Below are 26,815 nucleotides of genomic sequence, written 5' to 3' on the forward strand. Positions count from 1 at the left end.
CATCGGCATGCTCCAGGCGCTTGATGACGGCGGGCCGCTTCCTCGTCGTCCCGCTCACGCTGAGGTACGCCCCCGAGCGCATCCTCACCGTGTGCGCGGCCGGGATGACGGCGTGTCTGCTGCTGTCGCTCGTAAAAGGTGTGGCGCCGGTGGCCTATGCGGGTGTTGGCTTGTTCATTGCGCCCGTCTTCCCCACCGGCCTGCCCTGGCTGAACCGGGCTCTCCCCCAGGCGAAGAGAGCGGGAGCCTGGGTCATCGCCGCGTCGATGGTGGGCGGAGTGGCAGCGCCGCCACTGCTGGGACTGGGCATCAAAGCCTCTGGCATCCATGCCGTTCCGTGGCTGCTGACAGCGTTGTCGGCCGCCTCGCTCGCGGCGACCGTACGGCTGATCCAACTGACCCGGAGGTTCGTCGAGTGAGCGGGAGCATCGAGGTCCGCGGACTGACCCGCACCTTCCTCACCACCGTCCGCCGCCCCGGTTTCGCGGGCGCCCTGCGTTCCCTGGTCAACCCGGAGAAGGTGACCAAACACGCCGTCACGGACATCACGTTCGACGTGGCGCCGGGCGAACTGCTCGCCCTGCTCGGCCCGAACGGCGCAGGCAAGTCCACCACCATCAAGATGCTGACCGGCATCCTCACCCCCACGTCCGGCGAGGCCCGGGTCGCGGGCGTGGTGCCGTACGAGGAGCGGGAGCGCAACGCGCGCAACATCGGGGCGGTGTTCGGGCAGCGCACCCAGCTGTGGTGGGACCTGCCTGTGCGCGAGTCGTTCGCGATCCTGCGCGACATCTACGAGGTGCCGAAGGCCGACCATGCGGCGCGCCTCAAGGAGTTCGACGAGCTGCTGGAACTGTCCTCCTTCTGGGACACGCGCGTACGGCATCTCTCGCTCGGCCAGCGGGTGCGCTGCGACCTGGCGGCGGCGCTGCTGCACGACCCGCCGGTGGTGTTCCTCGACGAGCCGACGATCGGCATGGACGTGGTGGTCAAGGAGCAGGTGCGGGAGTTCCTGCGGCACCAGGTGGAGGAACGCGGCCGGACCGTGCTGCTGACGACGCACGACATGACGGAGGTCGAACGGCTGGCCGAGCGGGTGGTGCTGGTCAACCACGGGCGACTGGTGCTGGACGGCACCCTGGACGAGATCCGCCGCAGGTTCGGCTCGACGTGGCAGGTGCGGGCGACCCTCGCCGATCCGCACGCGGCGGTCGAGCCGCTGCCGGGGATCGCAGTGCAGCGGCGGGACGGGCCACAGGTGGTGTTCGGCCCGGACGGCTCGGGCGCGCCGACGGTCCACCAGGCGCTGAAGCAGATCATCGAGCGGTACGAGGTCACGGACCTGAGGATCGACGAGGCGGACCTGGAGGACGTGATGCGCGCGGCCTACGTCCAGGCGGTCTCCCCGGCGGAGTTCCAGGCGGAGGGGGTCTGATGGCCGTCCTGTACGCCTGGCGCGCCGCCCGGGTCACCCCGCTCGGCGAGCTGCTCACCCCGCCGCGCATCACGGCCGCCCTGCTGCGGCTGACCGTGCAGGTCGTGCTCGTGGCGTCGCTGTGGCGCGGCCTGTACCAGGCGACCGGCACGACCGCCGGACTGGACCGCGACCAGGCGGTCACCTACGCCGTGCTCGCGGTCCTCGCTTCCCGGCTGCGGGAGCTGGACCAGTACGCGGGCCGGGACTCGGTGCTCCAGCACATGCACTTCGGCACGATCGTGTACTGGTACCTGCGCCCGCTGCCGCCCCAGCGCTACTACGCTCTGCGGGCGCTGGGCGAGCAGCTGTACGGTCTGGTGTGGGCCCTGGCCGGATACGCGGTGTGTCTCGCGGCCGGAGTGGTGAAGCCCCCCGAGTCGGCGTCCGTGGCCGGGGTGTTCGCGCTGAGCCTGCTGCTCGGCCAGTGGGTCCTGCACTACGTCACGCTCCTGATCGACCAGCTGTGCTTCTGGACGTTGCGCAACACCGCGGCGATGCTGATCCTCCTCTTCGCGCAGAACCTGCTGTCCGGGGTGTACGCGCCGCTGTGGTTCTTCCCGCACTGGTTCGTCACGATGAGCGGTTTCCTCCCGTTCCAGGCGACGCTGAGCGTGCCGCTGTCCCTGTACGTGGGCCGCATCCCGCTGTCCGACGCGGGAGCGCAACTCGCCGTCCAGGCGGGGTGGGTGGTGGCCCTGTCCTTGTTCACCCGGCTGCTGTGGCGGCGGGCCGCCCGGCGTGTCATCTCCCAGGGAGGCTGACCGTGTCGGTGAAGGCGTTGCGCATCGCATGGCGGATCACCCGTCTCAACTTCCGTGCCCAGCTGGAGTACCGCACCGAGTTCCTGATGATGATCGCCATCGGTGCCGTCTGGCAGGTGTCGGTGATCGTGTTCGCGACGGTGCTGCTGACCCGGTTCACCGGCATGGGCGGCTGGGACAGTTCGGACGTGCTCCTCATCCCGGCGACGAGGATGCTGGCGCACGGCCTGTTCGTGCTGTTCCTGGGCCGGGTGCACGGACTGGGCCGGCACATCCAGGAGGGCAGGATCGACGCGTACCTGCTGCGCCCCATGCCCGTGTACCGCCAGGTCCAGCTGCAGTTCTTCCCCACCAACGCCATCGGTGACCTGACGGTGGCGGCGGCCCTGATGGCGGGCGCGCTCGGCCGCAGCCACCTGGACTGGACGGCGGGCAGGATCACGTACCTGATCCTCTCGCTCGTCGGCGGCATGCTCCTGGAGGCGGCCCTGTTCACGGCGGTGGCCTGTGCGTCACTGCGGTTCCCGGCCGCCGACTACTGGGGCCGCTGGCTGGAAGAACTGCTCGGTACGTTCGGCAGCTATCCGCTGAACGTGCTGCCGAAGGCGGTGGGCGGCTTCCTGACCTTCGGCCTGCCGCTCGCGTTCGTCGCGTACTTCCCGGCGGCCGTGCTGACCGGCCACGGCCACGACACGGGCGCCCCGTACTGGCTGGCGGCGGCCTCACCGCTGCTCGGGCTGCTGGCGTATCTGGGGTCGCGGCTGCTGTGGCGGTGGAGCCTGGGGCACTACACGGGGGTGAACGGGTGAGAGCCTGCGGGTGAGTGACACAGGCTCTGACGACGCCGGAGCCGCTCAGCCGGCTTCGACGGCCGTCTCCGGCCGGCGGGTCCGTACGGGTGTGAGCAGGGCCAGGGCCGCGATGCCCACGCAGCACGACCCGGCCACCACCCCCACCGCCGCCGTGCCGTGGTGCTGGGCCCCCCAGGTGAGGACGGCCGCGCCGACCGGGGCCGCCGCGTAGTGGATCGTCCAGAACGCGGAGGTGACCCGGCCCAGCAGGTGCTCGGGCGTCACCTGCTGGCGCAGGGACATGGAGCAGGTCCCTGCGATGCTGACGCATGCGAGGAACGCCGCCATGAGGAAGGCGACGGCCGGTACGTGACGGGCCCAGCCGATGCCGGCGAGCGCGCAACCGCAGACGGTCACGGCCCCGATCCAGGTGGGCCCGAAACCGAGTCCCTGCCGTACCCGTGCCACCAGCAGGGCCCCGGCGATGGTGCCGAGGGCGCCGACCGCGAGGACGGTGCCGACGGTGCCGTCGCTCTGCCCGAGGTCGTGCTTGAGGTGGTAGATGAGCACGTCGTTGAGGCCCAGCTCCAGAAAGCTGAACAGGGACAGGAGCACGGTCAGGGCGCGCAGCACCGGGTGGCGCCACAGGAAGGACGCCCCCGCCGGCAGGTCCTTCCACAGTCCTCGTCGGGTGGTTGCCGGGTCGGGCGGCGGGGACTGCCGGAGCCGTACAAGGGTCAGGCAGACCGCCGACACGCCGAAGCTGACCGCGTCCACCGCGACGGCCCCGGCCGGCCCCGTCCACGCGGCCACGACACCCGCGCCGAGCGGGCCGACCACCCCCGCCGCCGCGGCCGTCGCGTTCAGCCGGCCGTTCGCGGCGGTGATCCGCTCGCCGTCGACCAGGCCCCGCACCACGGTGACGTACGCGACCGAGAACACCATTCCGACGGCCTCGCACAGCGGCAGCACCGCGTACAGCAGCCAGACCCGCGGTCCGGTGAGCCACACCAGGGGAACCAGGCCGTACAGCACCATCCGCACCAGGTCGCAGGCGATCAGCAGCTTCCTGCGGTCCAACCGGTCCACCACCACACCGGCGAACACCCCGGCCAGCACGGAGGCCGCGCCTGCGACCGCCGTCAACAGCCCCATCCGAGCGACGGACCCGGTCGCCTCCAGCACCAGCAGCGGCAGCGCGATCAGGGCGAAGGAGTCACCGAGGACCGAGAGGGTCTGCGCGGTCCAGAAGATCCCGAAGTCCCGGTTCCGTCCCGGCGATCCGACACCTTTGGCCTCCCGCACCGGCGGCTCCCCCCTGCACGCACACGGTCGAGTGCGACGAACGATCAAGACGTACCACCGTACGCCGACCGGGCCGCCGCCCGGAGCCGTCTCACCACACTCGTGCCGGCTGCGACACGGCGACCTTTCCGTTGGGGCGGCCATGGGCGACGGTCGGCCGACGGCGTGCCGTCGAACGGCATCGGGTTCCGCCTGCACGGGCCAGTCCAACGGCCTCAACCCGAACGCCTGACGCTCACCTCCGCCCAGACCACCTTGTACGGGCAACCCGGCCGCGGTTCCGTGCCCCACCGCTCGCAGACCGCGGCCACGAGCCTGAGCCCGTACCCGCCTTCGCCGTCCGGTTCCCGCAGCACGGGCAGCCGTTCGCTCCGCGCGTCGGCCACCTCGACACGTACGACACCCGTGCCCTGCCACAGCAGCCGGACCCGGAAGTCACGACCGGGGACGCGGCCGTGCCGGACGGCGTTGGCGGCGAGTTCGGCGACGACGAGGGCCACGTTCCGGCCGGCGTCGCTGTCGTAGGGGAACCCCCACGCGTCCAAGCGGTGCGCGACGAGCCGCCGCGCGAGCCGGGCACCTCTCGGTGTCGAGCTGAACAGCTGGGTGAACGTACGTACGGTGACAGGCGCTTGAAGCTGGGGATCTGCGTGCATGGTCCGACGGTTCCGCAGGTCACAGGGACATGACCAGGCACGGCACTCGTACGCTGCGCACCGTACGAGTTCACGGCGTGGACAGTGGGAGTCACGGTGCGTGACTCTGGGGGCACTTGCGGGGTTGTCACCAGTGCACGGGGGGTTACGCCGATGACCGAAAGCACCATCAGCAGCACGACCACGACCACGAGCGAGCCCGAACCGTCCGACAGCATGAAGGCGTTCGGGGCGGCACACAAGGCGTTCCGCAAGCGGGCGGGCTACACGCAGGAGGAGTACGCGCCACTCGTCGGCTACCAACCGGCGACGGTGGCGTCCATCGAACAGGGCCGACGCTTCCCGCCCCGCGCCTTCGTCGAGCGGGCGGAAGAGGTGCTGGACGCGTTCGGGGCGCTGCGCGGGGTCTACAAGCATGTGGGGCGCGAGGCAGGGCTGGCGTCGTGGTTCCGCAAGTGGGCGGATCTGGAGGAGCAGGCGATCAGTCTGTACACGTACGAGTGCCGGTTGGTGCCGGGGCTTCTGCAGACGGAGGCGTATGCGCGCACACTGTTCGACGAGCAGGTGCCTGTGCTGACCGACTCGCAGATCGAGGCTCAGCTCGCCGCCCGCGAGGAGCGCCAGCGCCTGCTTGTCGAGCGGCCCAACACTGCGTACAGCTTCATCATCGAGGAGTACGTCATCCAACGGGAGACCGGCGGTCGGGACGTCACTCGTGAACTCATCGACCACATCCTGGAGATCACGAAACGCCGAAACGTGGAGGCGCAGTTGCTGCCTATGGGCCTGGGGGCCCACGCGGGCATGGCGGGCCCGATCCAGTTGCTCGAGACCCCAGAGAACGAATGGTTCGGGTATTGCGAAGGGCAGCGAAGCGGCCAGTTCGTCGCCGACCCGAAATCGATCAGTGTGCTCCACATGCGTTATGCGAAACTGCGCTCACAGGCTCTTTCCCCGGGCGACTCCCGGAGCCTGCTGGAGCGGATGCGAGGAGCGCTATGAGCACCACCGAACTGGCCTGGTTCAAGAGCAGCTACAGCAGCAGCGGTGACGGCGACTGCGTCGAAGTAGCCACCCGCCCCACCACCATCCACGTCCGCGACTCGAAGAACGCCACCGGCCCTCAGCTCACCCTCTCCCCCACCGCCTGGTCGGAGTTCATAGAGTTCGCCAGAGGCGAATGACGCAGCGCCCACGCCGACCGCAGGGACCCTAACGCGCCCGGGCGGTGACGAGACGGGCGTCCACGTCTACGACACCGTCGACGCCCTGGCACAGCCCCACCATCACCGGTCCGAGGCGCGGCTCCGGCACCTGGCCCCGCAGGGTGACGGCACCCTCCCGGACCTCGACCGCGATGGTCCCCTCGTCCAGGCCGAGGATGCGTCCCAGGACATCCTGCTCGACCTCGCTGCGAATCTCGACATCGGGGCGAATGAAGGCGTCCAGCAGGTCGCTGCGGCTGACGATGCCGGCGAGCAGGCCGTTGTCGTCGACGACCGGCAGTTGCTTCACGTGCCGCCTGCGGAGTTCCCGCGCGGCCCGGGGGATCGTCCAGTCGGCGCGGGCGGTGTGAACGGGACTGCTCATGAGCGCGCCCGCCGTCCGGGCCCGCGCCTTTCCCCAGGCACGTTCGTCGTCCCCGTCCCGCCCCCGCGGGTCCGGCATCCCGGTCTCGTGCCGCAGCACGTCGGAGGCGGACACGACACCGATGGGAGCGCCGTCCTCGTCGACGACCGGTGCCGCGGCGATGTCGTTCGCGTCCAGCAGGGCGGCGACCTCGTGGAACGATGCGTCGGGGCGCAGGGTGACCACCTCCTCGGTCATCACGTCACCGACCGTGCGGCGGTGCAGCATGACATCAGCCTCCTCCACGATGCGACGAGGCGGCAGCGGTCGGACCGCCGGAGCGGACGGCGCACCACGCGTCGCCCCCGCAGCCCCCGCCGGCACGTCCACGCCGTTCCACCCACCCATCACAACACCATGCCGCGCGAGCGACCAGTGACGTTCGGCCTGGCACCGCAATCCGCGCGCGAGTGGCCCCTACCTAGGCTAGGCTGGTACCTAGGCCCCCTAGGTTTAAGGACTTGCCATGCCCCGTGCCGGACTCACCGTCGAGCGGATCGTCGCGGCGGCAGCCGACCTCGCGGACGAGGTCGGCTTCGAGAACGTCACCGTCTCCGCGCTGGCCCGCCACTTCGGCGTGAAGGACGCCAGCCTGTACTCGCACGTCAGGAACCTTCAGGACCTGCGCACCCGCGTCGCACTCCTCGCCGGCGGCGAGATGATCGACGACATCGCCGCCGCCGTCGCCGGGCGCGCCGGCAAGGAGGCGCTGGCCGCCTTCGCCGGCGCCTACCGGGAGTACGCCCACCGGCACCCGGGACGGTACGCGGCCACCCAGATCCGCATCGACCAGTCGCTCGTGGCCGACTCCCCGGCCATGCAGCGCACCGCCGAGATCACCTACGGCATGCTGCGCGCCTACGGCCTTGACGAGCCCGATCTCACCGACGCCGTGCGCCTGTTGCGCAGCACCTTCCACGGTTACTGCGCCCTGGAGGCGACCGGCGGATTCGGTGCTCCCCGCGACGTGGAGGCGTCCTGGAGCAAGGCCGTCGACGCCCTGCATGTCGCATTGGAGAACTGGCCCCGTGAGGAGACCAAGGACCATGACTGACCTCCATACTGACCTCCATTACGACGTGCGCGGCACCGGCCCCGTGCTGCTCGTCGTCCCCGGTGGCGCCGGGCACCCCATGGGGCTCGACCGCATGACGGACCACCTCGCCGACCTCTTCACCGTCGTCACGTACGACCCGCTCGGACTCGCCCACGGACGACTCGGACTGCCCGTAGCGGAGCAGCGGGTCCAGGCGTGGAGTGACGGAGCGCGACGGGTTCTCGAAACCGTCCTGCGCCCGGACGAGTCGGCGTACGTCATCGGCTTCAGCTCCGGCGGCATCGCGGCACTCGACCTGCTCGCCCGCCACCCCGACCGGCTGCGGCACGTGGTGGCGCACGAGCCGCCCGTCGTGGAGGTGCTCCCGGACGCGGCCCGGCAGCGGGCGATGTTCGCGGAGGTGGGCGAGACCTATCGGACGGCGGGGCTGAAGGCCGCCGCGGCCCGGCTGGCAGCGGGGCTGCAGGGCGGGCCCGCGGTCGCCGTCACCGAGGCGGAACCACCCTCCCCCGGCGAGGAGTCGGCCAACCCCATGGGCATCTTCCTCACCCACGTCCTGCCCTCGTTCACGGCGTACGCACCGAACCTGGCCGCCCTGAAAGCCGTCTCCGCACGTCTCACCCTCGGCGCCGGAGTCGACTCCCGCCATGGGCTCCTCCACCGCACGGCCACGTCGGCGGCCGAGTTGACCGGCGCGGCGTTCACGGAGTTCCCGGGCGGCCATGTGGGCATGGCGGAGCACCCGGAGGAGTTCGCGAGGCTTCTGATCGGCGCACTGGCCGCCGCCGACGTCACCGGCACCTGATCACAGGAACCGCAGACGCGGCCACGAGCCCGTGCCCGGGTCCGTAGGCGCAGCGCCCTCACCACACCCCGGTGATACCGCCTTCCGGGTCCTCCACGACCGCGCGGACGATGTCGTGGTGGAAGCCGCGCACGTGCGCCTCCACCAGGTCGCCGGCCGCTTCCGCGTCTCCCGCCGCGATGGCGTCGTACACCGCGTGGTGCTCGGCGCGCAGCCGCGCGGCGACCTCCTCCCAGTCGTCGATCTTGTGGAAGGCGGTCAGGAGGGTGCGGCGGACGGCGCTGCGCACGGCGACGGTCATGTCGGTCATGAGCCGGTTGCCGCCGGCTTCGGCGATGGCGGCGTGGAAATCGGTGTCGTAGTCGTTGAACTCTTCTCGCGACAGGCCGATCGCGTCCATGCGCTCCAGCGGCTCGCGCATTCGGGCAAGGTCCTCCTCGGTGGCCTTGGTGGCGGCGAGGCGGGCACTGCTGCGCTCGAGGGTGGCACGGGCCTCGACGACGTCGCCCAGGGGGAAGTTGGCAAGCGCGATGTGCAGGCGCAGCAACTGCGTGAGGCCGTGGCTGGGCATGGCGGCGATGATGCTGCCCGAGGTGGGGCCGGTGCCCACGCGCGAGCGCAGGACGCCCTGAGCCTCCAGGACACGCAGCGCCTCGCGGACGGCGGCACGGCTGACGCCCAGGAGATCGACCAGCTCGCGCTCGGGTGGGAGGCGGTCGCCGACACGGAGGTTGCCCGAGAGGATCTGCTCCTCGATCCGCGCGAGGACGAGCTCGAAGGTGCGGGAGCGCGGCACCGGCTCCCACGCCGCGGTCGTCTCAGCCATGGAATGCCCTCTCAGCGCGTTGGCGGCTCGCATGCTCAGCCGCGTCCGCTTCCGATCATAGCTTGGCGCGCCCAGTATTTGGTCTGACCAAAGTAAATTTCCTGGATCGACATCTAGACATGGCCGGAAACCGCTGCTTAGCGTGGAAGTCCAAAGCATGGTCTGACCAAAGGCGGTCCGACCAAGGCCGCATGTGAGGTGCTGCATGTTCCAGCCTGATCTCTCCCCGGTCGCCGACAGCCTCGCGGCGTCCTCGCTCGTCTCGGCACTCCCCCTGCTCACGCTGTTCGCGCTGCTCGGAGGCGCGCGATGGAAGGCCCACTGGGCGGGCCTGGCGTCGCTCGCCGTGGCCGTGGCCGTCGCGGTGTTCGGCTACCGCATGCCCGGAGATCTCGCCCTGCTGTCGGCGAGCGAGGGAGCGGCCTTCGGGCTGTTTCCGATCATGTGGATCGTGCTGGCGGCGATCTGGGTGTATCAGCTGACCGAAGTCAGCGGCCGGTTCGAGGACCTGCGCCGAGCGTTCGGCCTGATCAGCGACGACCCCCGCATTCAGGCGATCATCATCGCCTTCTGTTTCGGAGGGCTCCTCGAGGCACTGGCGGGATTCGGCGCCCCGGTGGCGATCACCGGAGTGATGCTCATGGGGCTCGGCTTCGCCCCCATGCGGGCGGCCGTGACGGTCCTGGTCGCCAACACGGCCCCGGTCGCCTTCGGCGCGATCGCGATCCCGATCATCACCGCCGGCAACCTCACCAAGATCCCCTACACGGACATCGGCGCCTATGCGGGACGCCAGACGCCGCTGCTCGCGCTGTTCGTGCCGCTGCTGCTGGTGGCTCTGGTCGACGGTCGGCGCGGCGTGCGGCAGACCTGGCCGGCGGCGCTGGTGTGCGGTGCGGTGTTCGGGCTGGCCCAGTTCGTCAGCTCCAATTACCTGTCCGTGGAGCTGACCGACATCGTCGCCTCGCTCGCCGGCCTGGTCGCCGCCGTCCTCTTCCTGCGTGTCTGGCGGCCGCAGGGCGGGGCTCGGGCGAGCGCCGATCTGCGCGCCCAGGCCGAGGGCGGCGACGCGGAGAGCGCGGCGCGCGGCCCTGGCTCGCCCGCCGACGCCACGGGCGGACCGGCCGCGGTTCCCGGCCGGCCGGGAACCGGGGGCACCGCCACCACCCGCGCCCTCCCCGCACCCGGCCGGGCGGGAGCGGAGCACCCGGACGCCGCGCGGATCGCGATGGCCTTCGCCCCCTATCTGATCATCATCGCGATCTTCTCGGTGGCCAAGCTGGTCGCCCCGGTCAAGGAGTTCCTCGCCTCCACCGACCTCAAGATCGCCTGGCCCGGACTCGACGGGCAGGTCCTCACCGCCGCCGGGAAGCCGTCGTCCGCCACGGTCTACACCTTCCCCTGGCTCTCCTCCCCCGGCACCCTGCTCGTCCTGTCGGGCGTCGTGGTCGCCCTGCTGTACCGGGTGAGCCCGGCGCGTGCGGGCCGTGAGTTCGCCGCCACGGCCGCCAGACTCCGCTGGGCGATGCTGACCGTGGCAGCCGTCCTGGCGCTGGCGTACGTGATGAACCTGTCGGGCCAGACCATCACCATCGGCACCTGGATCGCCGGTGCGGGTACGGCCTTCGCTTTCCTGTCGCCGGTCCTCGGCTGGCTCGGTACGGCGGTGACCGGATCGGACACCTCGGCCAACGCGCTGTTCGCGACGCTGCAGCAGACCGCCGCCACCAAGGCCGGCCTCGATCCGACCCTGCTGGTGGCCGCCAACACCTCCGGCGGCGTCGTCGGCAAGATGATCAGTCCGCAGAACCTCACCATCGCGGCCACCGCCGTGGGGCTGATGGGCCGCGAGGCGGAGCTGTTCAGAGCGGCCATCCGATGGAGCCTGTTGCTCCTGCTGGCTCTGTGCCTGCTGGTCTTCCTGCAGTCCAACGTCCTGGCGTGGATGCTGCCGTAACGCGCCGCCGCGCAGAGGAGGAAAACATGCGGATCGCCCTGTTCATCACCTGTTTCAACGACACCCTCTTCCCCGCGACCGGACGGGCGGTGGTGACTGTGCTTCAGCGTCTGGGCTGCGAAGTGGACTTCCCCGAGGGACAGACCTGCTGCGGCCAGATGCACTTCAACACCGGCTACCAGCGCGAGTGCGTGCCCCTTGTGCAGCGCTTCACCGAGGTGTTCGCCGGATACGACGCGGTGGTCACCCCGTCGGGTTCGTGCGCGGCCATGGTGCGCGAGTACCACGGGCGGGTGGCCCAGGCGGCGGGCGATGCCCGGCTCGCGGCGGCCGTCCAGGGCATGCCGCGGGTGTATGAGCTGTCGGAGTTCCTGGTCGACGTGCTCGGGGTGACGGATGTCGGGGCGTACTTCCCGCATCGGGTCACCTATCACCCGACCTGCCACTCGCTGCGGGTGCTCGGCGTGGGCGACCGGCCGCTCACTCTGCTGCGCGCTGTCCGCGGCATCGATCTGGTCGAACTCCCGGCAGCCGAGGAGTGCTGCGGCTTCGGCGGCACGTTCGCGCTGAAGAACGCCGACACCTCCGTGGCGATGGGCGCGGACAAGGTACGGCACGTGCTCGACACCGGCGCTGAGGTGGTGTGCGCGGGCGACAACTCCTGCCTGATGCACATCGGCGGGCTGCTGTCCCGACTGCGCACGGGGGTCCGCACCCTGCACCTCGCGGAGATCCTGGCCGCCACCGAGACCGCGGCGGCACCGGCCGGCGCGCCTGCGCCGCACGCGCCCGTGCCCGCGTCCTGCGACAACCCCGAAGGGAGGGAGGCCCGGTGAAGGACACGACGTTCCTGGGCATGCCGGCGTTCCCCGACGCCGCCCGCACTGCCCTGGCCGACACCCGGTTGCGGGGGAATCTCGCGCACGCCACCGCCGTCATCCGCGGCAAGCGGGCCGAGGCGGTGGGCGAGTTGGCCGACTGGGAGGAGCTCCGCGAGGCGGGGCGGGCCGTGAAGGAGCGCACGCTGCGCCATCTGGACCGCTATCTGCTGCAGGTGGAGGAGCGGGTCACGGCGGCCGGCGGGCAGGTGCACTGGGCGCGGGACGCCGAGGAGGCCTCGCAGATCGTCGTCGACCTGGTACGCGCGACCGGTGAACGGGAGGTCCTCAAGGTCAAGTCGATGGTCACCCAGGAGATCGGCCTCAACGCCGCGCTGGCCGAGGCGGGTATCGCGGCATACGAGACGGATCTGGCCGAACTGATCGTCCAGCTCGGTGAGGACCGCCCCTCGCACATCCTGGTGCCCGCGATCCATCGCAACCGTGCGGAGATCCGGGAGATCTTCCTTCAGACGATGGGCACGCACGGCACCGCCGCACCCGCCGATCTGACCGACGACCCCAAGCGGCTGGCAGCGGCCGCCCGGTCGCACCTGCGGGAGAAGTTCCTGCGGGCGAAGGTGGCCGTCTCGGGCGTGAACTTCCTCGTCGCCGAGACAGGAACCGCGGTCGTGGTCGAATCGGAGGGCAACGGGCGGATGTGCCTGACCCTGCCGGAGACGCTGATTTCGGTGGCCGGCATCGAGAAAGTCGTCCCCACCTGGCAGGACCTCGAGATCTTCCTGCAGTTGCTGCCCCGCTCCTCCACCGGGGAGCGGATGAACCCGTACACCTCCACCTGGACCGGAGCGACTGCCGACGACGGACCGCGCACCTTCCATCTGGTGCTTGTGGACGGCGGCCGGACCGACGCACTCGCCGACCCGATCGGCCGGCAGGTACTGAACTGCATCCGCTGCTCGGCCTGCCTGAACGTCTGCCCCGTCTACGAGCGCGTGGGCGGTCACGCCTACGGGTCCGTCTACCCCGGCCCGATCGGTGCCGTGCTCAGCCCGCAACTGAGGGGCACGGCCTCGGCGGTGGACCGTTCGCTGCCGTACGCCTCCACCTTGTGCGGCGCCTGTTATGAGGTCTGCCCCGTCAAGATCGACATCCCGGAGGTGCTGGTCCATCTGCGGGCCCGGGTCGTCGACGAGCAACGCGGGCGGCTGCTGCCGAAGCCGGAACGGATGGCGATGGCGGCCGCACGCTGGGTGTTCTCCGGTCCGTCCCGCCTGGCGGCCGCGCAGCGCACGGCCTCCGTGGCCGGGCGGCTGGTCACCCGCGGCGGAAAGGTGGGCCGCCTGCCCGGCCCGGCGGCCGGGTGGACCGACGCCCGTGACGCGCCGGCCCCGGCCGCCGAGAGCTTCCGGGCCTGGTGGAGGAGGACCCACCGACATTCCCGGTCCGAGGACCAAGGACCCGCGCGTCCCGCCCCGTTGGGCGAAGACCGCTGACTGCCGGCCTCCAGGCCGCTCCGTACGTGAGGAGACCCCCATGAACGCACGCACCGAGGTGCTGGACCGCATCCGCCGGGCACTGGCGGACGTCCCGGCCGGTGAACGCCCCGAGGACGTCCCCGTGCCGCGGGACTACTCCCTTGGCGGCATGCCGCCGCCCGGGTCGTCCGCCGCGGTGGACCTCCTGGCCGAGCGGCTGGGCGACTACGGGGCCGTTGTGCGGCGGGTGGCCCCGGACGAGGTCGCCGGGGCCGTGCGTCAGGCCGTCGCCGCACGCGGAGCCGACTGCGTGGTGGTCCCCGAGGGCTTCCCCGGCCCGTGGCGCTCCGCGCTGGATCCGGACCGGGTGCTCAGCGACACTCCCCGGCTTCCGGTGGCCGACCTGGAGCGCACCGGTGGGGTGGTCACCACGGTGGCCTCCGCCATCGCCTCGACCGGAACGCTCGTGCTGGACGGCGGCGCGGGCCAGGGACGGCGCGCGCTGACCCTGCTGCCCGACTACCACCTGTGCATCGTGCGCACCGAGCAGGTCGTGGCATCCGTGCCCGAAGCACTCGCCGGGCTGGACCCGACACGGCCGCTGACGTTCGTCTCAGGCCCGTCGGCGACCAGTGACATCGAACTCGAGCGGGTCGAAGGCGTGCACGGCCCGCGCACGTTGGAGGTCCTTGTCGTGCAGGGAACCTCTCCACCGGCGTCCAGGGCCGGTGCGCCAGGGAGGTGAGAGTGATGCCCACGCTTGACCGACTGCCGAACCGCGGCGGCGGGTCATCCCTGCCCACTCCCCCGCCCCGCCCCGAGGACGCCAGGGCGTCGGCGACCGCGTGCTGCACCTGGCCCGCCGAGCGGCGTACGCCGGCGCGGGCCAGGGCCTTCGCACGCAGCCGGCTGGCGGCATGGGGCGTCGGGGAAGCGACGGCCGAGTCGGCAGACGTCGTCATCTCGGAGTTCGTCACCAACACCGTTGTGCACAGCGGTGCCTCCGAACTCACCTTGCGCCTTTTCCGCGGCCCCTCCGAGCTGCGGATAGAAGTCGTCGACAGCGGGCGGTGGCGACGGCCGAACGCACGGCCCACCCGCGACGGCAACATGGCGGAGAGCGGCAGGGGCCTGTGGATGGTGGAGACGCTGACCCAGCGCTGCGGAGTGCATCACACGCGGCATGGCACGACCGCCTGGGCACTCCTGGCGGCCGTGTAGCGCGTGGCACGCCACTTCGGCGTGAAGGACGCCGGCCTCTGTCCGCACGTCGGGAATGTGCAGGACCTGCGCACCCGCATCGCCCTGCCGGCAGGCGGCTTGATGACCGACCACATCGCGGCCGCCGTCGCCGGACGCGCCGGGGGGGAGCGTCGGCCGCCTTCGCGCGGTTGCCGCGCCCTGGAGGCGACCGGCGGCTTCCGAGCGCCACGTGTGTCGTACAGGCGTCCTGGGACAAGGCCGTGGATGCCCTGCACGTGGCGCTCACACACTGGCCCCGCTGGTTCTCGATCAGTTCTCGCGTCAGTTCTCGGTCGCCGGGTGCCCCTTGCCCCACGCCCAGGCCAGGCGGTCCGCGCCGGAGGCGTTGGTGGTGGCGAGGCCCAGGCGGGTGCCGCTGCCGGTCAGGGTCTGGATGCTGTAGATGTCGCCGGTGCGCAGGCCCGGCCAGTAGACCGATCCCATGTGGAGCTCGCGGAAGACGTCCGTGTCGGCCTGGATGAAGGCGACCGAGTTCGGGTCGGTGCTCGCCGAGGCGGGCTGGTTGTAGTCCAGGCCGGTGGTCATGGGCGCGCCGAACTCGTCCGCGACCGTGCGGGAGGCACACGAGCCGATGCGCGCCTTGAGGTCGCCGACCCACTCCGAGTAGGTGGCGCTCTGCTTCCAGAAGCCGTAGTGGTGCAGGGACAGGTACGTGCCGTCGAGGCGGTGGTCCGCGCAGACGCTGACGACGCTGTCGTTGTAGCCGCTGCCGCTGACGAAGATCCTGTTCCTGGGGACGGACGGGTAGGTGCCGATCCACTGCGCCGCCAGGTCGGCCCACGCCCCCGCGGTGTAGCCGTGCGGCTCGTTCATCGGCTCGAAGTAGACCAGCGGGTTGCGCTGGTAGGCGCTGGTGACGGTGCCCCACATGCGCCAGAAGTCCGGCAGGTTGTCGACGAAGCCGTCCTTCTGGGCCCCGGTGCCCTCCCAGTAGCTGAGTATGACCTTGAAGCCGTGGGCGGTGGCGGCGTCGATGACGGCGCGGTAGGAGCTCCAGTACGAGCCGTTCACGGTGTAGGGGTTGATCGGCAGGCGCACCGTGTCGGCCTGGAGGTTCTTGCGGAATCCCTTGATGACGCCGCCGGCCTTGGCGTACGTGGTGGCGTAGTCGTCGGACAGGCTCAGCCCGGACAGGACCACGGGGTCGTTGGCGTAGTTGTCGCGGGGGTCGGCCCAGTTCACGCCGTTGAACTGGCTGGGGTTGAGGGAGGCGGCCGGTCTGTCGGCGCCCGATGCCGGGACGGTGGCCAGTCCGATGAGGGCACCGCTGCTGAGGGCGACCGCCGCCGCGATGACGGTGCGGGTGAGCCGGGTGGTGCGGTGTGCGGCCCTGCGGACGGAGCGGAACATGTGCGGGGACCTTCCTGTGCGGGTGCGGTGCGAGACGGCGTGCGGACGCGCGAAACCGCGGACGGGGGAGGAAGAACCTGCGGCGCCCTGGGGCGGCAGCGGCAGGCACGGAAAAGAAGCCACGGGAGCCTGACGTGCAGTCACGCTCGGACGATCACCTTTCGGGCGAGAGCCTCGCCGCAGTCGGCCGGGGGTGTCAAGACATCCGACAGGACTTCGTCAAACCATTACGGGAAGGGGCCTGCGGGTTCGGCCGCTGGGTTCGGCCGCTCGGGACGTGGGCCGGGCGCACCGCGGAAGCCGTATGCGGACTTGCAGGAAAGTTGAGCTTCGTCGTATAAGAAAACCCGGTCGAATCGTCTTTCTCACGAGGACTTCTCACGAGGACGGTGATCGATGGGCGAGGGCTGGACGTTCGCCGGGGAAGCCACGCAGAGCGGTGGGGACTCCGTGACCCTGATCGAAGGGTCGTCCTTCTGCCTGTCCGAGCGGGGCGGGGATCTCGTGCCGGGCACGCCCCACGGGCTCTTCCACCGCGACACCCGCATCCTGTCCGTGTGGCAACTGCGCCTGGACGACGAGGAGATCGACCCGCTCTCCGTCATCGCGCAGGAGCCGTACGAGGCCCTGTTCCTGGGGCGGGCCCGGCCGCGTCCCGGGTACAGCGAGGCCACCGTCCTGCTCGAGCGGCGCCGCTTCGTGGGCGCGGGCATGCGCGAGGACCTGGTGCTGCGCAACCTCGGCAACGAGGCCGCCGCCTGTGTGCTCACACTGCGCGTCGAGGCCGACTTCGCCGACCTGTTCGAGGTGAAGGAGGGGCGGGTCCGGCCGCGCGGCCAGTACGGCGTCGACTACGGCGACGGGGTCCTCGCCCTGACCCGGCAGTGGCGCGGGGAGAGCCGCGGGGTGCGAATCGTCGCCGAGGGAGCGATCAGCTCGCCCGGGCAGCTCACCTTCCGGGCGGTCGTCCCGCCGCGCGGCACCTGGCGGTCGTCGGTGCTGGTCACTCCGGTGATCGACGGGGTGGAGACGCCGACGTCGTTCCCGCTGGAGCGGCCGGTGGAGCAGGCCGGGCCCTCGGTGCGGACCACCGAGTGGCGGGCGTCGGGGCCGCGGATCCGGGTGGGCGACGAATCGCTGGCGCTGACCCTGCGCCGCAGCCGCCAGGACCTGGGGGCGCTCAGGATCTTCGACCCCGAGCGGCCCGACACACCCGTCGTGGCGGCCGGCGCGCCCTGGTTCATGGCGCTGTTCGGGCGGGACTCGATCCTCACGGCGCTGATGTCGCTGCCCCTCGACCCCCAGCTCGCCCTCGGCACCGCCCAGACGCTCGCCCGCCACCAGGGCACGAAGACCGACCCGGTGACCGAGGAGGAGCCCGGCCGCATCCCGCACGAGCTGCGGTTCGGTGTCGAGGCGTCACTCGCGCTCGGCGGCACGGTCTACTACGGCACCGTCGACGCCACTCCCCTGTTCGTGATGCTGCTCGGGGAGCTGTGCCGCTGGGGCGTCGAACCGGATGCCGTACGCGCGCTGCTGCCGCATGCCGACCGGGCGTTGACCTGGATCGACGAGTACGGTGACCGGGACGGCGACGGGTTCGTCGAGTACCGGCGGGCGACCGACCGGGGCCTGGCCAACCAGGGCTGGAAGGACTCCTGGGACGGCGTGAACAGTGCCGACGGCAGGATCGCGGAGCCCCCCATCGCGCTCGCCGAGGTCCAGGGTTACGTCTACGGCGCCTATCGGGCACGGGCGCTGCTCGCCGAGCGGTTCGACGACCCGGACGCGGCCGGGCACTGGCACAAGCGGGCGCGGCAGCTCAAGGAGCGCTTCAACGAACGGTTCTGGCTGCCGGAGCAGGGCTGGTACGCCGAGGCACTGGACGGCGAGAAGCAGCCGGTGGACGCGCTCGTCTCCAACATGGGGCACTGCCTGTGGACCGGCATCGTCGACGTCGACAGGGCGCACGCGGTCGCCGAACGGCTGCTGTCGCGCGAGATGTTCAGCGGCTGGGGGGTGCGCACCCTGGCCACCTCCATGGCCGCGTACAACCCGATGAGCTACCACAACGGCTCGGTGTGGCCGCACGACAGCGGCATCGTCGCCGCCGGGCTCATGCGCTACGGCTTCACCGACCACGCCCGGCGCGTCGCCGAGGCCGTCCTGGACGCCGCGGCGGCCTTCGGCGGGAGGCTGCCGGAGCTGCTGTGCGGCTTCGACCGCACCGAGTACGGCCGGCCGGTGCCGTACCCGGCCGCCTGCTCACCGCAGGCCTGGGCGTCCGCCACGCCCCTGCACCTGCTGCGCGTGCTGCTGGGCGCCGAGGTGTGCGTCCCGCACGGCGTGGTCCGCCTCGACCCGCACCTGCCCGCCCGCTTCGGCGCCCTGCGCCTGACCGACGTACCGGTGGGCACGGCACGGGTCGGCGTGACGGTCACCGAGGACGGCACCGCCGAGGTCACCGGGCTGCCGTCGGGCGTGACGGTGACCCAGGAGCGGTGCGCCTGCACGGCGGTGGACCCGCCGCGCTGACGCTCCGCAGCGTTCCTGCCCACTCGCCCGGAGACTTTCCCTCCTCACACTCCCCCGGAGACTTTCCCTCCTCACACTCCCCCGGAGACTTTCCCTCCTCGCGAACCGCCGCGGTCGACGCTGCCCGCGGCCGGTGACACCCACATCCGCCGCCCGCGCATCCGGGCATGACATGGCGCGCCATGGCGAGGCGTCGCCGTGCCGTGCGCGGAGGCCTGGGCGCGACCGTGAGCCGCTGGGGCACGCCCCCGAGGCCCACACATGACGAAAGGAGCCGTACGTGAGCAACCGGCCGCTTCGTATCGCCATGGTCGCGCCGCCGTGGTTCGAGCTCCCGCCGCGCGGCTACGGGGGCATCGAGGCGATGTGCGCCGACCTCACCGACGCGCTGGTCGCCCGCGGCCACGACGTCACCCTGATCGCGGCGGGCCGCAACGGCACCCGCGCCCACCGCATGCTGCGCACCTACGACGTGCCCCAGGGCCCCCGCCTCGGCGAACCGCTGCCCGAGGTGTGGCACACCGCGGCCGTCGGACGCCTGCTGGACGACCTCGACGTCGACGTCGTCCACGACCACACCCTCGCAGGACCGCTGCTGGCCCGTGGCCGGAGCGTGCCCACCGTGGTCACCACGCACGGCCCGCTGGACGGCGAACCCGGCGACTACTACCGGCAGTTGGGCGACAGCGTGCACCTCGTCGCCATCTCGGAGTCGCAGCGCTCGCAGGCACCCGACCTCAACTGGGCCGGCACGGTGCACAACGCCCTGCGCGCCCGCGACTTCCCCTACCGGAGGGACAAGGAGGACTGGGTCTTCTTCCTGGGCCGCTGCACCCCCGACAAGGGCATGCACCTGGCCATCGACGCCGCCCTCGCGGCGGGCCGTGAGATCAAGCTGGCCGCCAAGTGCAGCGAGCCCGCCGAACACGCCTACTTCGAGGCCGAGATCAAGCCTCGCCTGGGCCGGGGCGTGGAGTGGCTCGGCGAGGTGACGGGCGAGCGCAAGAAGCACCTGCTGGCCCGGGCGCGCTGCCTGCTCTTCCCGCTGCAGTGGGAGGAGCCGTTCGGAATGGTGATGATCGAGGCGATGGTGTGCGGCACGCCGGTGGTCACCCTGCGCCGCGGCTCGGTGCCGGAGGTCGTGCTCGACGGCGTCACCGGCCTGGTCCGCGACAACGCCGCCGAACTTCCGGACGCCATCGAGGCGGTGGGCGGGATCGACTCGCGGGACTGCCGCAACCATGTCATCGAGCGCTTCCAGCCGGAGACCATGGCGGCCGGGTACGAGGCGGTGTACCGCAAGGTGATCGCCGCCGCCACGACGGCCCCGGCGCCGCTGGTGCCCGCACCCGGGCGGGAGGACATGCTGCCGGTGGCCTGACGGCCGGGTCCGGGTCCCGGCGGACGCTGCGGCGCACGGCGTCGAGGCAGGCGCGGGCGGAGGCAGGCGCGGGCGGAGGCAGGGCTGCTCGCCCCGCCCGCGCCGCCCGGGGCGCGGAACACCTCATGCCAGGCGGAACACCATGAGGTCGGCCGGTTCCCGGACGGGACCCGTGTCACCGGCCCGGGTGACGTCCGCGTCGAGGGCCGCGAAGCCGGCCCGGATCTCTTCCTCGTCGAGGTACTCGAAGGTCGGGACGGCGCGATGCCGCAGCTTGTCCGCGTACGCCGCGAGGGACGGCGCGACCTCGCACTCGACGCGGTCGACGCCGTCGAGTGCGAACCCCGCGGCCGTGAACACCGCGACGACCTCCTCGTACGTCGGGAACATCGCGTCCTCGACCTCGCGGGCGCGGGGGAAGTAGCGGAACCACGTCCGCTCCTCCAGACGGCCCGAGAAGCTGCTCTGCAACAGGACCCTGCCGCCGGGACGCAGCACGCGGGCGAGTTCGGCGGTGGCCGCGGCCCGGTCCGGCACGTGATGGAAGACCAGGAAGAGCAGCGCCAGATCGCAGGTGTCCGCGCCGAGCGGTACGGCACCCGCGTCGCCGGCCAGATAGGTGACGGCGGGGTGCGCGTTGTCGGTCTCGGCGACCGCGCGCATCCGGTCGGCGGGCTCCACCCCGTACACCGGGCCACCGAACAGTTCGGCGAGCAGCGGGGTGAAGCGGCCCACCCCGCAGCCCAGGTCGAGGACGGTGAGCGGGCGTTCCGGGGGAGCATGGCGGGTGAACGCCGCCCGCCACACGGCCGCGGTCCGTTCGGTCAGCGCGCGTCCGCGGGCGTATCCCGCGAAGAGGCGTCGGCTGTAGTCGACCGGTGGAAGCATCAGTCTTCTTCCTCTCCGTCGCAACCCGTTTCAGAGGTTGTCCTTCAACGCGGCGAACCGGTCGAGTTCGCGCAGCGACTCGTCCCGGGGTGCGGTCGGCAGCTGCAGCAGCGCCCGGTCGGCGCCCGCCTCGGCGAGGCCGGCCAGCACCTCGCGGTCGGGCGGTACGCCGTAGACGGTCACGGGAACGGGGGCGCGGCCCGCTTCCTCGGCGCGCACGGCGAGTTCCGCGATCCGGGCGGCCAGTGCGTGGACCGACTTGCCGAGGATCGGCACCCAGCCGTCGCCGTACTCCAGGACACGGTCGAGGACACCGGGCCCGTCACCGCCGACCAGGACCGGCGGATGCGGCCGCTGCACCGGCTTCGGCCAGGACCTGATGGGGTCGAAGTCCACGAACTCGCCGTGGAACTCGGCCTCTTCCCGCATCCAGATCTCCCTCATCGCGAGGACGCGCTCACGCATCAGGGCCATGCGGATGCGCGGGTCGGTGCCGAGGTTGCGCATCTCCTCGCGGTTCCAGCCGGCGCCCACGCCGACGAGCAGCCGTCCGCCCGAGAGCAGATCCAGGGAGGCCACCTGTTTGGCCAGGTTGATCGGTTCCCGCTCGACGACGAGAGCGACGCCGGTGGCCACCAGCAGGCGCCGGGTCACGGTGGCCACGGCGGTGAGCGTGACGAAGGGATCAATGGTCCGGTAGTAGATCCTGGGCAGCTCGCCGTACGCCGGCCAGTACATCTCGCGGTTGGGGACGTACGGGGTCTCCCGCTTGACCGGGATGTGCGTGTGCTCAGCGACGAACAGCGACTCGAATCCGCGCTCCTCCAGCGCCCTGCCGAGGTCGACCGGGCCGATGCCCTCGTCCGTCACGAAGGTGGAGATGCCGATCCTCATGCCGTGTCCCCCGTCGCCGTGTCCGTGTCGGTGTCGGTATCGGTGTCGGTGTCCGTGCCCTGCTCCGCACTCCCCGCCGCCGCGTCACCGTCCCGCTCGCGCAGCAGGGCCTCGACCGCCTTCTCCGCCTGTTCGGCGGCCGCCAGGTCCTCCGCGATCACGGCGAACTCGCCGGTCTCCGAGCCGGTGCCGCCGTCGTGGACCGTGACGACCACACCCGTGCGGCTCACCGGGTCGAAGGCCAGGCCCTGCGTGTGCAGCTCCGCCAACAGCGGGCCCAGGGGCGGGAAGTCGCAGCGACGGCGGTCCAGAAGCACCCGGTCGTCCCGGCCGACCAGTGTGCGCAGGATGCAGTGGTCGTGCGTGGCACCGCCGGAGCGGGCGTTGATCTCCGTGAGGAACGTGTCGCCGTCGGGCGTCAGCACGCCGTCCACGCTGAGCTGCCCGCGGTAGCCCAGGGCGCGCACAGCACCGGCCAGCCGCTCGGCGTGGCGAAGGAAGCGGGCGAACTCCGCCGTACCGGCCGAAGGACTCGGTGTGATCAGCCCGTTGATGACGGGCGTCATGCGCATCTCGCCGTGCCCGTACAGGGACACCCCCCTCTCGCCGATCCGGTAGCCGGCGTAGACCGACCTGCAGCCGGGGACGTAGTGCTCGACGACGATCGGGGGGCGGCCCGGTGCGTCGTCGGGACCCCACCGACGGGCGACGAACCGCGCCACGGCCTCCTCGTCCGTGCAGGTCTCGACCCGGTTGGCGCCGATCGGGAGGAGGCCCGGTGCCGGGCTCGCGATCTCGTTGCCCAGCCCACCGACATGGAAGTCCTGCTTCACGACGGCGCTGCGCCCGTCCGCCAGCAGTGTCCGGACGAACTCCTCGGCGTCGGCCCGGGAGACGGGCACCCTGCCCTCGGCGACCGGGACGCCCGCGCCCGCGGCGAGTGCGCGGAACACCACCTTGCTGTTGAGCAGCTCGGCGCCGCCCTGAGCCGCGAATCCCCCGACGGGCAGGCCGAGTCCACGGATCAGCGCGGCCGCCGTACGGTCGTGGTAGTACGGCCAGGCCCGGTCCACGCCCCGGCGCCGCACCGCCTCCCGCAGCCGGTCCGCGAAGGCGGCGCCCGGCTCGTGCACCAGCACGTCCAGGTCGTCGGGCGTGAAGCCGCGCAGTGCCGTGGCATGGCGCAGGAACGCGCCGTCGACGGGGGTCGGGACGAGCAGCACGTCACCGGGACGGGCGAACCACACGGTGCGGTGGGCCTGCGCCTGGAGATAGCGCAGGTAGGGCGGTTGGAAGGCCGCCGGTGGGCCGAGGACCCCGACGTCGTCCGGATGGCCGGTGATGAGCCTGCCCAGATTGCTGATCACAAGCGTCCCCATGCCGCCTCCTCGCCTCCTTGCGTCATGACGTGTACAGAGGGCTGCTCTCCCAGGTGCGGATCGTCCGGTAGTCCGCCTCGATCCGCTCCCGGGTGGCGGCGCTGAGGTAGACGAAGCCGGGTGAGGTCAACAGGTCCCGGGTGCGGGGCAGTACGTCGCCGGGACGGGCGACGGCGGCGACGGCCACCGCGGTGGGCAGGTCGTTGAAGCGGGACGTCCACTGAAGGTCGCGGACCGTGCCGGGGAAGTGGTTGATCAGGGAGACGTAGCGGACGGGCTGCTCCCAGCGCAGCGGCAGCCGGGCCGCTGACAGCTCCGCCGGGTTGGCGATCGCGGCGGCGAGCAGACCGGCGTGGGAGTGGCCCGCGAGCTTCGCGGAGACCCAGGGCAGCACTCCCCCGCCCAGCCGGGCGCCAGGGTCGATCAGCACGGGACCGCGGGCGGTGAGCACCACCTCGCTGTGGGCGGCGCCGGTGCGGATGCCGAGCGCGGTCAGCGCCCGCCACAGGTAGGCGTGCAGGTCGCGGATCTCCGGTGCCCCGGGGTCGGCGGGTTCCTCGAAGTCGAAGACCGGCGCGCCCTCGGGGGTGCGGTCCTTGGTGTACCGCCAGGTCTCCACCTCGATGTGCCGGCCCTCCACGGAGACCGTGTTGACGTAGTACTCCGGTCCCTGAAGGAACTCCTGGACCAGGGCGGTGTCGTTGCGGTGGCCGAAGAGGTTCGCGGTGTCCAGCACGGCTGCGGCGGCCCGCCGCGCCTCGGCAGCCGTACGGCAGATGCGGACGTGGTCGGAGCCGGCGCTGTCCACCGGCTTGACCACCACGGCGTCCAGTCCGCTGCCGGAGAACCACCGGGCTGCCTCGTCGGCGGTCGTCACCAGCGTGCTGAGCGGGGCGTCCAGGCCGGCCGCGCGCAGCACCTCGGCCATACGGAACTTGCTGCGCCGGGCGGGCGCCAGGCCGACGTCGTTGCCCGGCAGCCCGGCCAGCTGCGCCAGCCGGTCGGCCAGGATGACGCCGGTCTCGGTGCCGGCGACGACGTGCCGCACGCCGCGCTCGGTGAGACGGGCCGCGACCGCCTCCGGGTCGGGGTCGTAGCCGAGGTCCTCGGCGTAGTCGGCGGGATGGAAGGTGGGAACGTAGTACGGGGCGAGGGTGGGGCCGCTGCGCACGTGCAGCACCTCGGCGCCGCGGTCGAGCAGTTCCTTCACGAGCTGCGCCCCGGTGGAGTAGCCGTCGACGACGGCCACACGGAGTGCGGACATGGATGGTCGTCCTCTCTTGTCCGGGCTAGGCGCTCAGTCCGCCGTCGATCACCAGGTCGTGGCCCACGACGAAGGCCGCGGCGGGCGAGGCCAGCCACAGCACCGCGGCGGCGATCTCCTCGGGGCGGGCCAGGCGGCCGGCGGGGATGTCGCGGGCCACCCGGTCGTCCCGGTCGGCGGGGGTCTCACCGGGCCAGAGGGCCATCGCGGTGTCGGTGGGGCCGGGGCTGACCGCGTTGATGCGGATGCCGTGCGGGATGTACTCGCGGGCCGCGGAGCGGGTGAGCGTGCTGAGCGCGGACTTGCTGGCCGCGTACGCGGACTGGTGGGTCACGCGCATGTGCGGCCCGATCCGTGACGAGACGTTGACGATGGCGCCGCCGCCCTGGCGGAGCATGTGCTCGATCTCGTACTTCATGCACAGCCAGGTGCCGTTGACGTTGACGGAGACGACCTCCTCCCACTCGGCGGGGGTCATGTCGGCCGTCAGGCCCCAGGACGGCAGCCCGGCACAGTTGACCGCGGTGTCCAGGCTGCCGTAGCGGTCGACGGCCGCACCGGCCGCGCGGGCCGCCTCATCGGGGACCGTGATGTCGGCGAGGACGTGGGAGGCGGTGCCGCCGTTCTCCTCGATCGCCTTGACGGTTTCGATGAGCGTGTGTGCCCGGCGGCCGGCCACGACCACCTTCGCCCCCTGGGCCGCGAGGGCGACGGCCGTGGCCCGTCCTATGCCGGAACCACCCCCGGTCACCAGGGCCGTCCGCATCAGTCGTCCTCCAGGCCCAGGACCCGGATCAGCCGGGTCTCCATGGCCTGTGCCTCGGGCAGGCCGGGGGCCACGATGAGGCACTGGCCGGAGGGGCCGGGCGTGCCGTGGCTGTCGCCGGCGATGACGACCCCGGTCCGGGTCGCCGGGTCGAAGGCGAGGCCCTGCTCCTCGAGGGTCGCCACCGCCCGGGCCAGGGAGTCCCAGCCGCAGCGGCTGCGGGCGATGAGGGCACGGTCGCGCCAGTGCTCGGGGCCCAGCAGATGGGCGCCGATACGGTGGATGTGCGTGGAGCCGCCGACGCGTCCGTTGAACTCGTTGAAGAGGATCTCACCGGTGGGGACGACGATCGCGTCGATGCTCATCGGTCCCCGGTACCCGAGGGCCCGCACGGTGTCGCCGATGCGCCGGGCGTGGTCCAGGAAGCCCGGGAAGGACGGCAGGTCCGCCGAGGGCGGCGGGATGACCAGGCCGTTGTTGACGGGCGCCATGCGCATCTCGCCGTAGCCGACGGTGGTGACGTCCTCGTCGGTGATGTACAGCTCGATGTAGATGGGGACGGAGCCGTCGATGTACCCCTCCACGACGACCCGGCGGCGGCCGTCGTGGCTGTAGCGGTCCCACGCGCCGGTCAGATGCCGGAGCAGGGCGGTGTCGTCCAGGGGGTCGAGCACGGTGACGCGCTCGGCGCCGTACCCCTGAAGGCCCTCGGCCGGAGTCAGGATCTCGTTGCCGTATCCGCCGCCGTGCACGTCCTGTTTGACGATCACCGGCTGCCCTGCGCGCAGCAGCGGCCGGACGAACTCCGCCGCCTCGTCGACGGAGGCGACGGTGCGGCCGTGGGGCACGGGTATGCCGATCCCGGCGGCCAGCGTACGGAAGAACGTCTTGCTGTTGACGAGTTCGTTCCCGCCGGCTCGCAGGAAGGCTGCCGCGGGCAGTGGATCCTTCAGTTCCAGGGATTCCGCGAGGCCTGTTATCGCGGCATCCACGTAGAAGGGAAGGAGCCGGTCGGCGCCGCGTTCGGCCGCGAGCTTCTTCAATTGCCCGACGAATTCCGGATGGTGCAGCCGGTCGTCGTAGAGCAGCGCACTTCCCTGGCGGCCCGGCGGCGGCACCAGCACAACCGGACGGGAATCCTCGATGCCGAGTCTCCGCCACACGTACGAGAGGAATTCCGGGTCCGGTTCGGTGGGCAGCACGATGATGTCGTTCGCCCCCGCACACCAGGCCAGGCGGTGGGTCACCGCGGCGAGGTAGGTGAGGTACTCGGCCGGGAGAGCGCGGTCGCCTTCGACGGTCTCCTCGGTCAACTGGTTTCCGATGATGATTTTGGCCATTGTCGTGCTTGCCTCCGGGTAAGGTTCCGCCTTGTGAGCGACCGACACCGAAGGACAGGATCCAGGGGCCTTTCGAATTCCAGCAACTACCCGACCGAGTAGGTGGGGAGAAAGGCGGATCACCGCCCACCTACCCAAGTGAGTAGGTGCTTTTCGGATCACCTCTCCGTAGGC

General features: G+C 71.5%; 25 protein-coding genes and 2 pseudogenes. 16 read left to right on the forward strand and 11 right to left on the reverse strand.

Annotation, left to right across the window (positions count from 1 at the left end; translation table 11 throughout):
* Positions 1 to 20: 20 nt before the first annotated feature.
* The 4 genes and pseudogenes from SY2F82_RS07865 to SY2F82_RS07880 all read left to right on the forward strand — a co-directional run.
* A pseudogene (locus SY2F82_RS07865) lies at positions 21 to 419 on the forward strand (MFS transporter); the annotation flags it as partial.
* The gene (locus SY2F82_RS07870) at positions 416 to 1,435 is read left to right on the forward strand and encodes an ATP-binding cassette domain-containing protein (protein WP_200418228.1); all 1,020 of its coding nucleotides are present in this window, start codon (positions 416 to 418) and stop codon (positions 1,433 to 1,435) included. The pseudogene SY2F82_RS07865 and the gene SY2F82_RS07870, both read left to right, overlap by 4 nt.
* Positions 1,435 to 2,238 carry an ABC-2 family transporter protein gene (locus SY2F82_RS07875; RefSeq protein ID WP_200418229.1) on the forward strand — a complete coding sequence of 268 codons (804 nt, stop codon included), beginning with the start codon at positions 1,435 to 1,437 and terminating at the stop codon, positions 2,236 to 2,238. The genes SY2F82_RS07870 and SY2F82_RS07875 overlap by 1 nt, the downstream gene beginning before the upstream one ends.
* Before the next feature lie 8 nt (positions 2,239 to 2,246).
* Positions 2,247 to 3,047 (forward strand): ABC transporter permease, encoded by an 801-nt coding sequence (locus SY2F82_RS07880; protein WP_200418630.1) that lies wholly within the window; start codon positions 2,247 to 2,249, stop codon positions 3,045 to 3,047.
* Between the two features lie 45 nt (positions 3,048 to 3,092).
* Here SY2F82_RS07880 and SY2F82_RS07885 read toward each other — a convergent pair whose 3' ends face one another.
* Together SY2F82_RS07885 and SY2F82_RS07890 are read right to left on the reverse strand one after the other, a co-directional pair.
* Positions 3,093 to 4,334, reverse strand: a complete 1,242-nt coding sequence (locus SY2F82_RS07885) for an MFS transporter (protein ID WP_236041264.1) — start codon at positions 4,332 to 4,334, stop codon at positions 3,093 to 3,095.
* Between the two features lie 215 nt (positions 4,335 to 4,549).
* Positions 4,550 to 4,990, reverse strand: coding sequence for an ATP-binding protein (locus tag SY2F82_RS07890; RefSeq protein ID WP_200418231.1), 441 nt, complete (start codon positions 4,988 to 4,990; stop codon positions 4,550 to 4,552).
* Positions 4,991 to 5,143: 153 nt separating this feature from the next.
* On the opposite strand from SY2F82_RS07890, the gene SY2F82_RS07895 reads away from it, so the two are divergent.
* Both SY2F82_RS07895 and SY2F82_RS07900 read left to right on the forward strand, forming a co-directional pair.
* Positions 5,144 to 5,992, forward strand: coding sequence for a helix-turn-helix transcriptional regulator (locus SY2F82_RS07895; protein ID WP_200418232.1), 849 nt, complete (start codon positions 5,144 to 5,146; stop codon positions 5,990 to 5,992).
* Entirely contained in the window at positions 5,989 to 6,174 is a 186-nt protein-coding gene (locus SY2F82_RS07900; RefSeq protein ID WP_200418233.1) for a DUF397 domain-containing protein, read from the forward strand. Before SY2F82_RS07895 ends, SY2F82_RS07900 begins: the two co-directional genes overlap by 4 nt.
* A 28-nt stretch (positions 6,175 to 6,202) precedes the next feature.
* Here the strand turns inward: SY2F82_RS07900 and SY2F82_RS07905 are convergent, their stop codons facing one another.
* Positions 6,203 to 6,847, reverse strand: a complete 645-nt coding sequence (locus tag SY2F82_RS07905; RefSeq protein ID WP_200418234.1) for a CBS domain-containing protein — start codon at positions 6,845 to 6,847, stop codon at positions 6,203 to 6,205.
* 238 nt (positions 6,848 to 7,085) lie between these two features.
* Between SY2F82_RS07905 and SY2F82_RS07910 the strand changes: the two genes are divergently transcribed.
* Together SY2F82_RS07910 and SY2F82_RS07915 are read left to right on the forward strand one after the other, a co-directional pair.
* Positions 7,086 to 7,673, forward strand: coding sequence for a TetR/AcrR family transcriptional regulator (locus SY2F82_RS07910; RefSeq protein WP_200418235.1), 588 nt, complete (start codon positions 7,086 to 7,088; stop codon positions 7,671 to 7,673).
* Positions 7,666 to 8,481 (forward strand): alpha/beta fold hydrolase, encoded by an 816-nt coding sequence (locus SY2F82_RS07915; protein WP_200418236.1) that lies wholly within the window; start codon positions 7,666 to 7,668, stop codon positions 8,479 to 8,481. Before SY2F82_RS07910 ends, SY2F82_RS07915 begins: the two co-directional genes overlap by 8 nt.
* Before the next feature lie 58 nt (positions 8,482 to 8,539).
* Here the strand turns inward: SY2F82_RS07915 and SY2F82_RS07920 are convergent, their stop codons facing one another.
* Complete coding sequence (locus SY2F82_RS07920) at positions 8,540 to 9,307, reverse strand: FadR/GntR family transcriptional regulator (protein ID WP_236041265.1); 768 nt, start codon at positions 9,305 to 9,307, stop codon at positions 8,540 to 8,542.
* A 205-nt stretch (positions 9,308 to 9,512) separates the two neighbouring features.
* Between SY2F82_RS07920 and SY2F82_RS07925 the strand changes: the two genes are divergently transcribed.
* The 6 genes and pseudogenes from SY2F82_RS07925 to SY2F82_RS38725 form a co-directional block, all read left to right on the forward strand.
* The gene (locus tag SY2F82_RS07925) at positions 9,513 to 11,264 is read left to right on the forward strand and encodes an L-lactate permease (RefSeq protein ID WP_200418238.1); all 1,752 of its coding nucleotides are present in this window, start codon (positions 9,513 to 9,515) and stop codon (positions 11,262 to 11,264) included.
* Between the two features lie 26 nt (positions 11,265 to 11,290).
* Positions 11,291 to 12,100, forward strand: a complete 810-nt coding sequence (locus tag SY2F82_RS07930) for a (Fe-S)-binding protein (protein WP_200418239.1) — start codon at positions 11,291 to 11,293, stop codon at positions 12,098 to 12,100.
* Between the two features lie 20 nt (positions 12,101 to 12,120).
* Positions 12,121 to 13,599 carry a LutB/LldF family L-lactate oxidation iron-sulfur protein gene (locus SY2F82_RS07935; RefSeq protein ID WP_200418631.1) on the forward strand — a complete coding sequence of 493 codons (1,479 nt, stop codon included), beginning with the start codon at positions 12,121 to 12,123 and terminating at the stop codon, positions 13,597 to 13,599.
* A gap of 40 nt (positions 13,600 to 13,639) precedes the next feature.
* Entirely contained in the window at positions 13,640 to 14,326 is a 687-nt protein-coding gene (locus tag SY2F82_RS07940; protein WP_200418240.1) for an LUD domain-containing protein, read from the forward strand.
* A 5-nt stretch (positions 14,327 to 14,331) separates the two neighbouring features.
* The gene (locus SY2F82_RS07945; RefSeq protein ID WP_200418241.1) at positions 14,332 to 14,802 is read left to right on the forward strand and encodes an ATP-binding protein; all 471 of its coding nucleotides are present in this window, start codon (positions 14,332 to 14,334) and stop codon (positions 14,800 to 14,802) included.
* Between the two features lie 3 nt (positions 14,803 to 14,805).
* Positions 14,806 to 15,083 (forward strand): annotated as a pseudogene (locus SY2F82_RS38725) (hypothetical protein); the annotation flags it as partial.
* A 22-nt stretch (positions 15,084 to 15,105) separates the two neighbouring features.
* On the opposite strand, the gene SY2F82_RS07950 reads toward SY2F82_RS38725, so the two are convergent.
* Positions 15,106 to 16,194, reverse strand: a complete 1,089-nt coding sequence (locus SY2F82_RS07950; RefSeq protein ID WP_200418242.1) for a cellulase family glycosylhydrolase — start codon at positions 16,192 to 16,194, stop codon at positions 15,106 to 15,108.
* A 396-nt stretch (positions 16,195 to 16,590) separates the two neighbouring features.
* Between SY2F82_RS07950 and SY2F82_RS07955 the strand changes: the two genes are divergently transcribed.
* The gene (locus tag SY2F82_RS07955; RefSeq protein WP_200418243.1) at positions 16,591 to 18,729 is read left to right on the forward strand and encodes an amylo-alpha-1,6-glucosidase; all 2,139 of its coding nucleotides are present in this window, start codon (positions 16,591 to 16,593) and stop codon (positions 18,727 to 18,729) included.
* Between the two features lie 280 nt (positions 18,730 to 19,009).
* Positions 19,010 to 20,110, forward strand: coding sequence for a glycosyltransferase family 4 protein (locus tag SY2F82_RS07960; protein ID WP_200418244.1), 1,101 nt, complete (start codon positions 19,010 to 19,012; stop codon positions 20,108 to 20,110).
* A gap of 123 nt (positions 20,111 to 20,233) precedes the next feature.
* Here SY2F82_RS07960 and SY2F82_RS07965 read toward each other — a convergent pair whose 3' ends face one another.
* Genes SY2F82_RS07965 through SY2F82_RS07990 form a run of 6 tightly spaced genes read right to left on the reverse strand, consistent with a single transcriptional unit; the run spans position 20,234 to position 26,641 of the window.
* Positions 20,234 to 20,998: a class I SAM-dependent methyltransferase gene (locus SY2F82_RS07965; protein WP_200418245.1), complete on the reverse strand. Its 765-nt coding sequence runs from the start codon at positions 20,996 to 20,998 to the stop codon at positions 20,234 to 20,236.
* Between the two features lie 30 nt (positions 20,999 to 21,028).
* Positions 21,029 to 21,892, reverse strand: coding sequence for an LLM class F420-dependent oxidoreductase (locus tag SY2F82_RS07970; RefSeq protein ID WP_200418246.1), 864 nt, complete (start codon positions 21,890 to 21,892; stop codon positions 21,029 to 21,031).
* A complete protein-coding gene (locus SY2F82_RS07975; protein WP_200418247.1) occupies positions 21,889 to 23,271 on the reverse strand; it encodes a peptide ligase PGM1-related protein in 1,383 nt (460 codons plus the stop codon). The genes SY2F82_RS07970 and SY2F82_RS07975 overlap by 4 nt, the downstream gene beginning before the upstream one ends.
* A 22-nt stretch (positions 23,272 to 23,293) precedes the next feature.
* Positions 23,294 to 24,535, reverse strand: a complete 1,242-nt coding sequence (locus SY2F82_RS07980) for an ATP-grasp domain-containing protein (RefSeq protein WP_200418248.1) — start codon at positions 24,533 to 24,535, stop codon at positions 23,294 to 23,296.
* Between the two features lie 25 nt (positions 24,536 to 24,560).
* Entirely contained in the window at positions 24,561 to 25,301 is a 741-nt protein-coding gene (locus SY2F82_RS07985; RefSeq protein ID WP_200418249.1) for an SDR family NAD(P)-dependent oxidoreductase, read from the reverse strand.
* Positions 25,301 to 26,641, reverse strand: a complete 1,341-nt coding sequence (locus tag SY2F82_RS07990) for a peptide ligase PGM1-related protein (protein WP_200418250.1) — start codon at positions 26,639 to 26,641, stop codon at positions 25,301 to 25,303. The genes SY2F82_RS07985 and SY2F82_RS07990 overlap by 1 nt, the downstream gene beginning before the upstream one ends.
* Positions 26,642 to 26,815: the final 174 nt, after the last annotated feature.

It is taken from the genome of Streptomyces sp. Y2F8-2, assembly GCF_014905555.1.
Lineage (GTDB): Bacteria > Actinomycetota > Actinomycetes > Streptomycetales > Streptomycetaceae > Streptomyces > Streptomyces cynarae.

Coding starts and splice junctions, on each gene's coding strand:
- SY2F82_RS07875 (WP_200418229.1), top strand. CDS start 1,435: ATGGCCGTCCTGTACGCCTGGCGCGCCGCCCGGGTCACCCCGCTCGGC.
- SY2F82_RS07890 (WP_200418231.1), bottom strand. CDS start 4,990: ATGCACGCAGATCCCCAGCTTCAAGCGCCTGTCACCGTACGTACGTTC.
- SY2F82_RS07895 (WP_200418232.1), top strand. CDS start 5,144: ATGACCGAAAGCACCATCAGCAGCACGACCACGACCACGAGCGAGCCC.
- SY2F82_RS07900 (WP_200418233.1), top strand. CDS start 5,989: ATGAGCACCACCGAACTGGCCTGGTTCAAGAGCAGCTACAGCAGCAGC.
- SY2F82_RS07905 (WP_200418234.1), bottom strand. CDS start 6,847: ATGCTGCACCGCCGCACGGTCGGTGACGTGATGACCGAGGAGGTGGTC.
- SY2F82_RS07910 (WP_200418235.1), top strand. CDS start 7,086: ATGCCCCGTGCCGGACTCACCGTCGAGCGGATCGTCGCGGCGGCAGCC.
- SY2F82_RS07915 (WP_200418236.1), top strand. CDS start 7,666: ATGACTGACCTCCATACTGACCTCCATTACGACGTGCGCGGCACCGGC.
- SY2F82_RS07920 (WP_236041265.1), bottom strand. CDS start 9,307: ATGGCTGAGACGACCGCGGCGTGGGAGCCGGTGCCGCGCTCCCGCACC.
- SY2F82_RS07925 (WP_200418238.1), top strand. CDS start 9,513: ATGTTCCAGCCTGATCTCTCCCCGGTCGCCGACAGCCTCGCGGCGTCC.
- SY2F82_RS07930 (WP_200418239.1), top strand. CDS start 11,291: ATGCGGATCGCCCTGTTCATCACCTGTTTCAACGACACCCTCTTCCCC.
- SY2F82_RS07935 (WP_200418631.1), top strand. CDS start 12,121: ATGCCGGCGTTCCCCGACGCCGCCCGCACTGCCCTGGCCGACACCCGG.
- SY2F82_RS07940 (WP_200418240.1), top strand. CDS start 13,640: ATGAACGCACGCACCGAGGTGCTGGACCGCATCCGCCGGGCACTGGCG.
- SY2F82_RS07945 (WP_200418241.1), top strand. CDS start 14,332: ATGCCCACGCTTGACCGACTGCCGAACCGCGGCGGCGGGTCATCCCTG.
- SY2F82_RS07950 (WP_200418242.1), bottom strand. CDS start 16,194: ATGTTCCGCTCCGTCCGCAGGGCCGCACACCGCACCACCCGGCTCACC.
- SY2F82_RS07955 (WP_200418243.1), top strand. CDS start 16,591: ATGGGCGAGGGCTGGACGTTCGCCGGGGAAGCCACGCAGAGCGGTGGG.
- SY2F82_RS07965 (WP_200418245.1), bottom strand. CDS start 20,998: ATGCTTCCACCGGTCGACTACAGCCGACGCCTCTTCGCGGGATACGCC.
- SY2F82_RS07970 (WP_200418246.1), bottom strand. CDS start 21,892: ATGAGGATCGGCATCTCCACCTTCGTGACGGACGAGGGCATCGGCCCG.
- SY2F82_RS07975 (WP_200418247.1), bottom strand. CDS start 23,271: ATGGGGACGCTTGTGATCAGCAATCTGGGCAGGCTCATCACCGGCCAT.
- SY2F82_RS07980 (WP_200418248.1), bottom strand. CDS start 24,535: ATGTCCGCACTCCGTGTGGCCGTCGTCGACGGCTACTCCACCGGGGCG.
- SY2F82_RS07985 (WP_200418249.1), bottom strand. CDS start 25,301: ATGCGGACGGCCCTGGTGACCGGGGGTGGTTCCGGCATAGGACGGGCC.
- SY2F82_RS07990 (WP_200418250.1), bottom strand. CDS start 26,641: ATGGCCAAAATCATCATCGGAAACCAGTTGACCGAGGAGACCGTCGAA.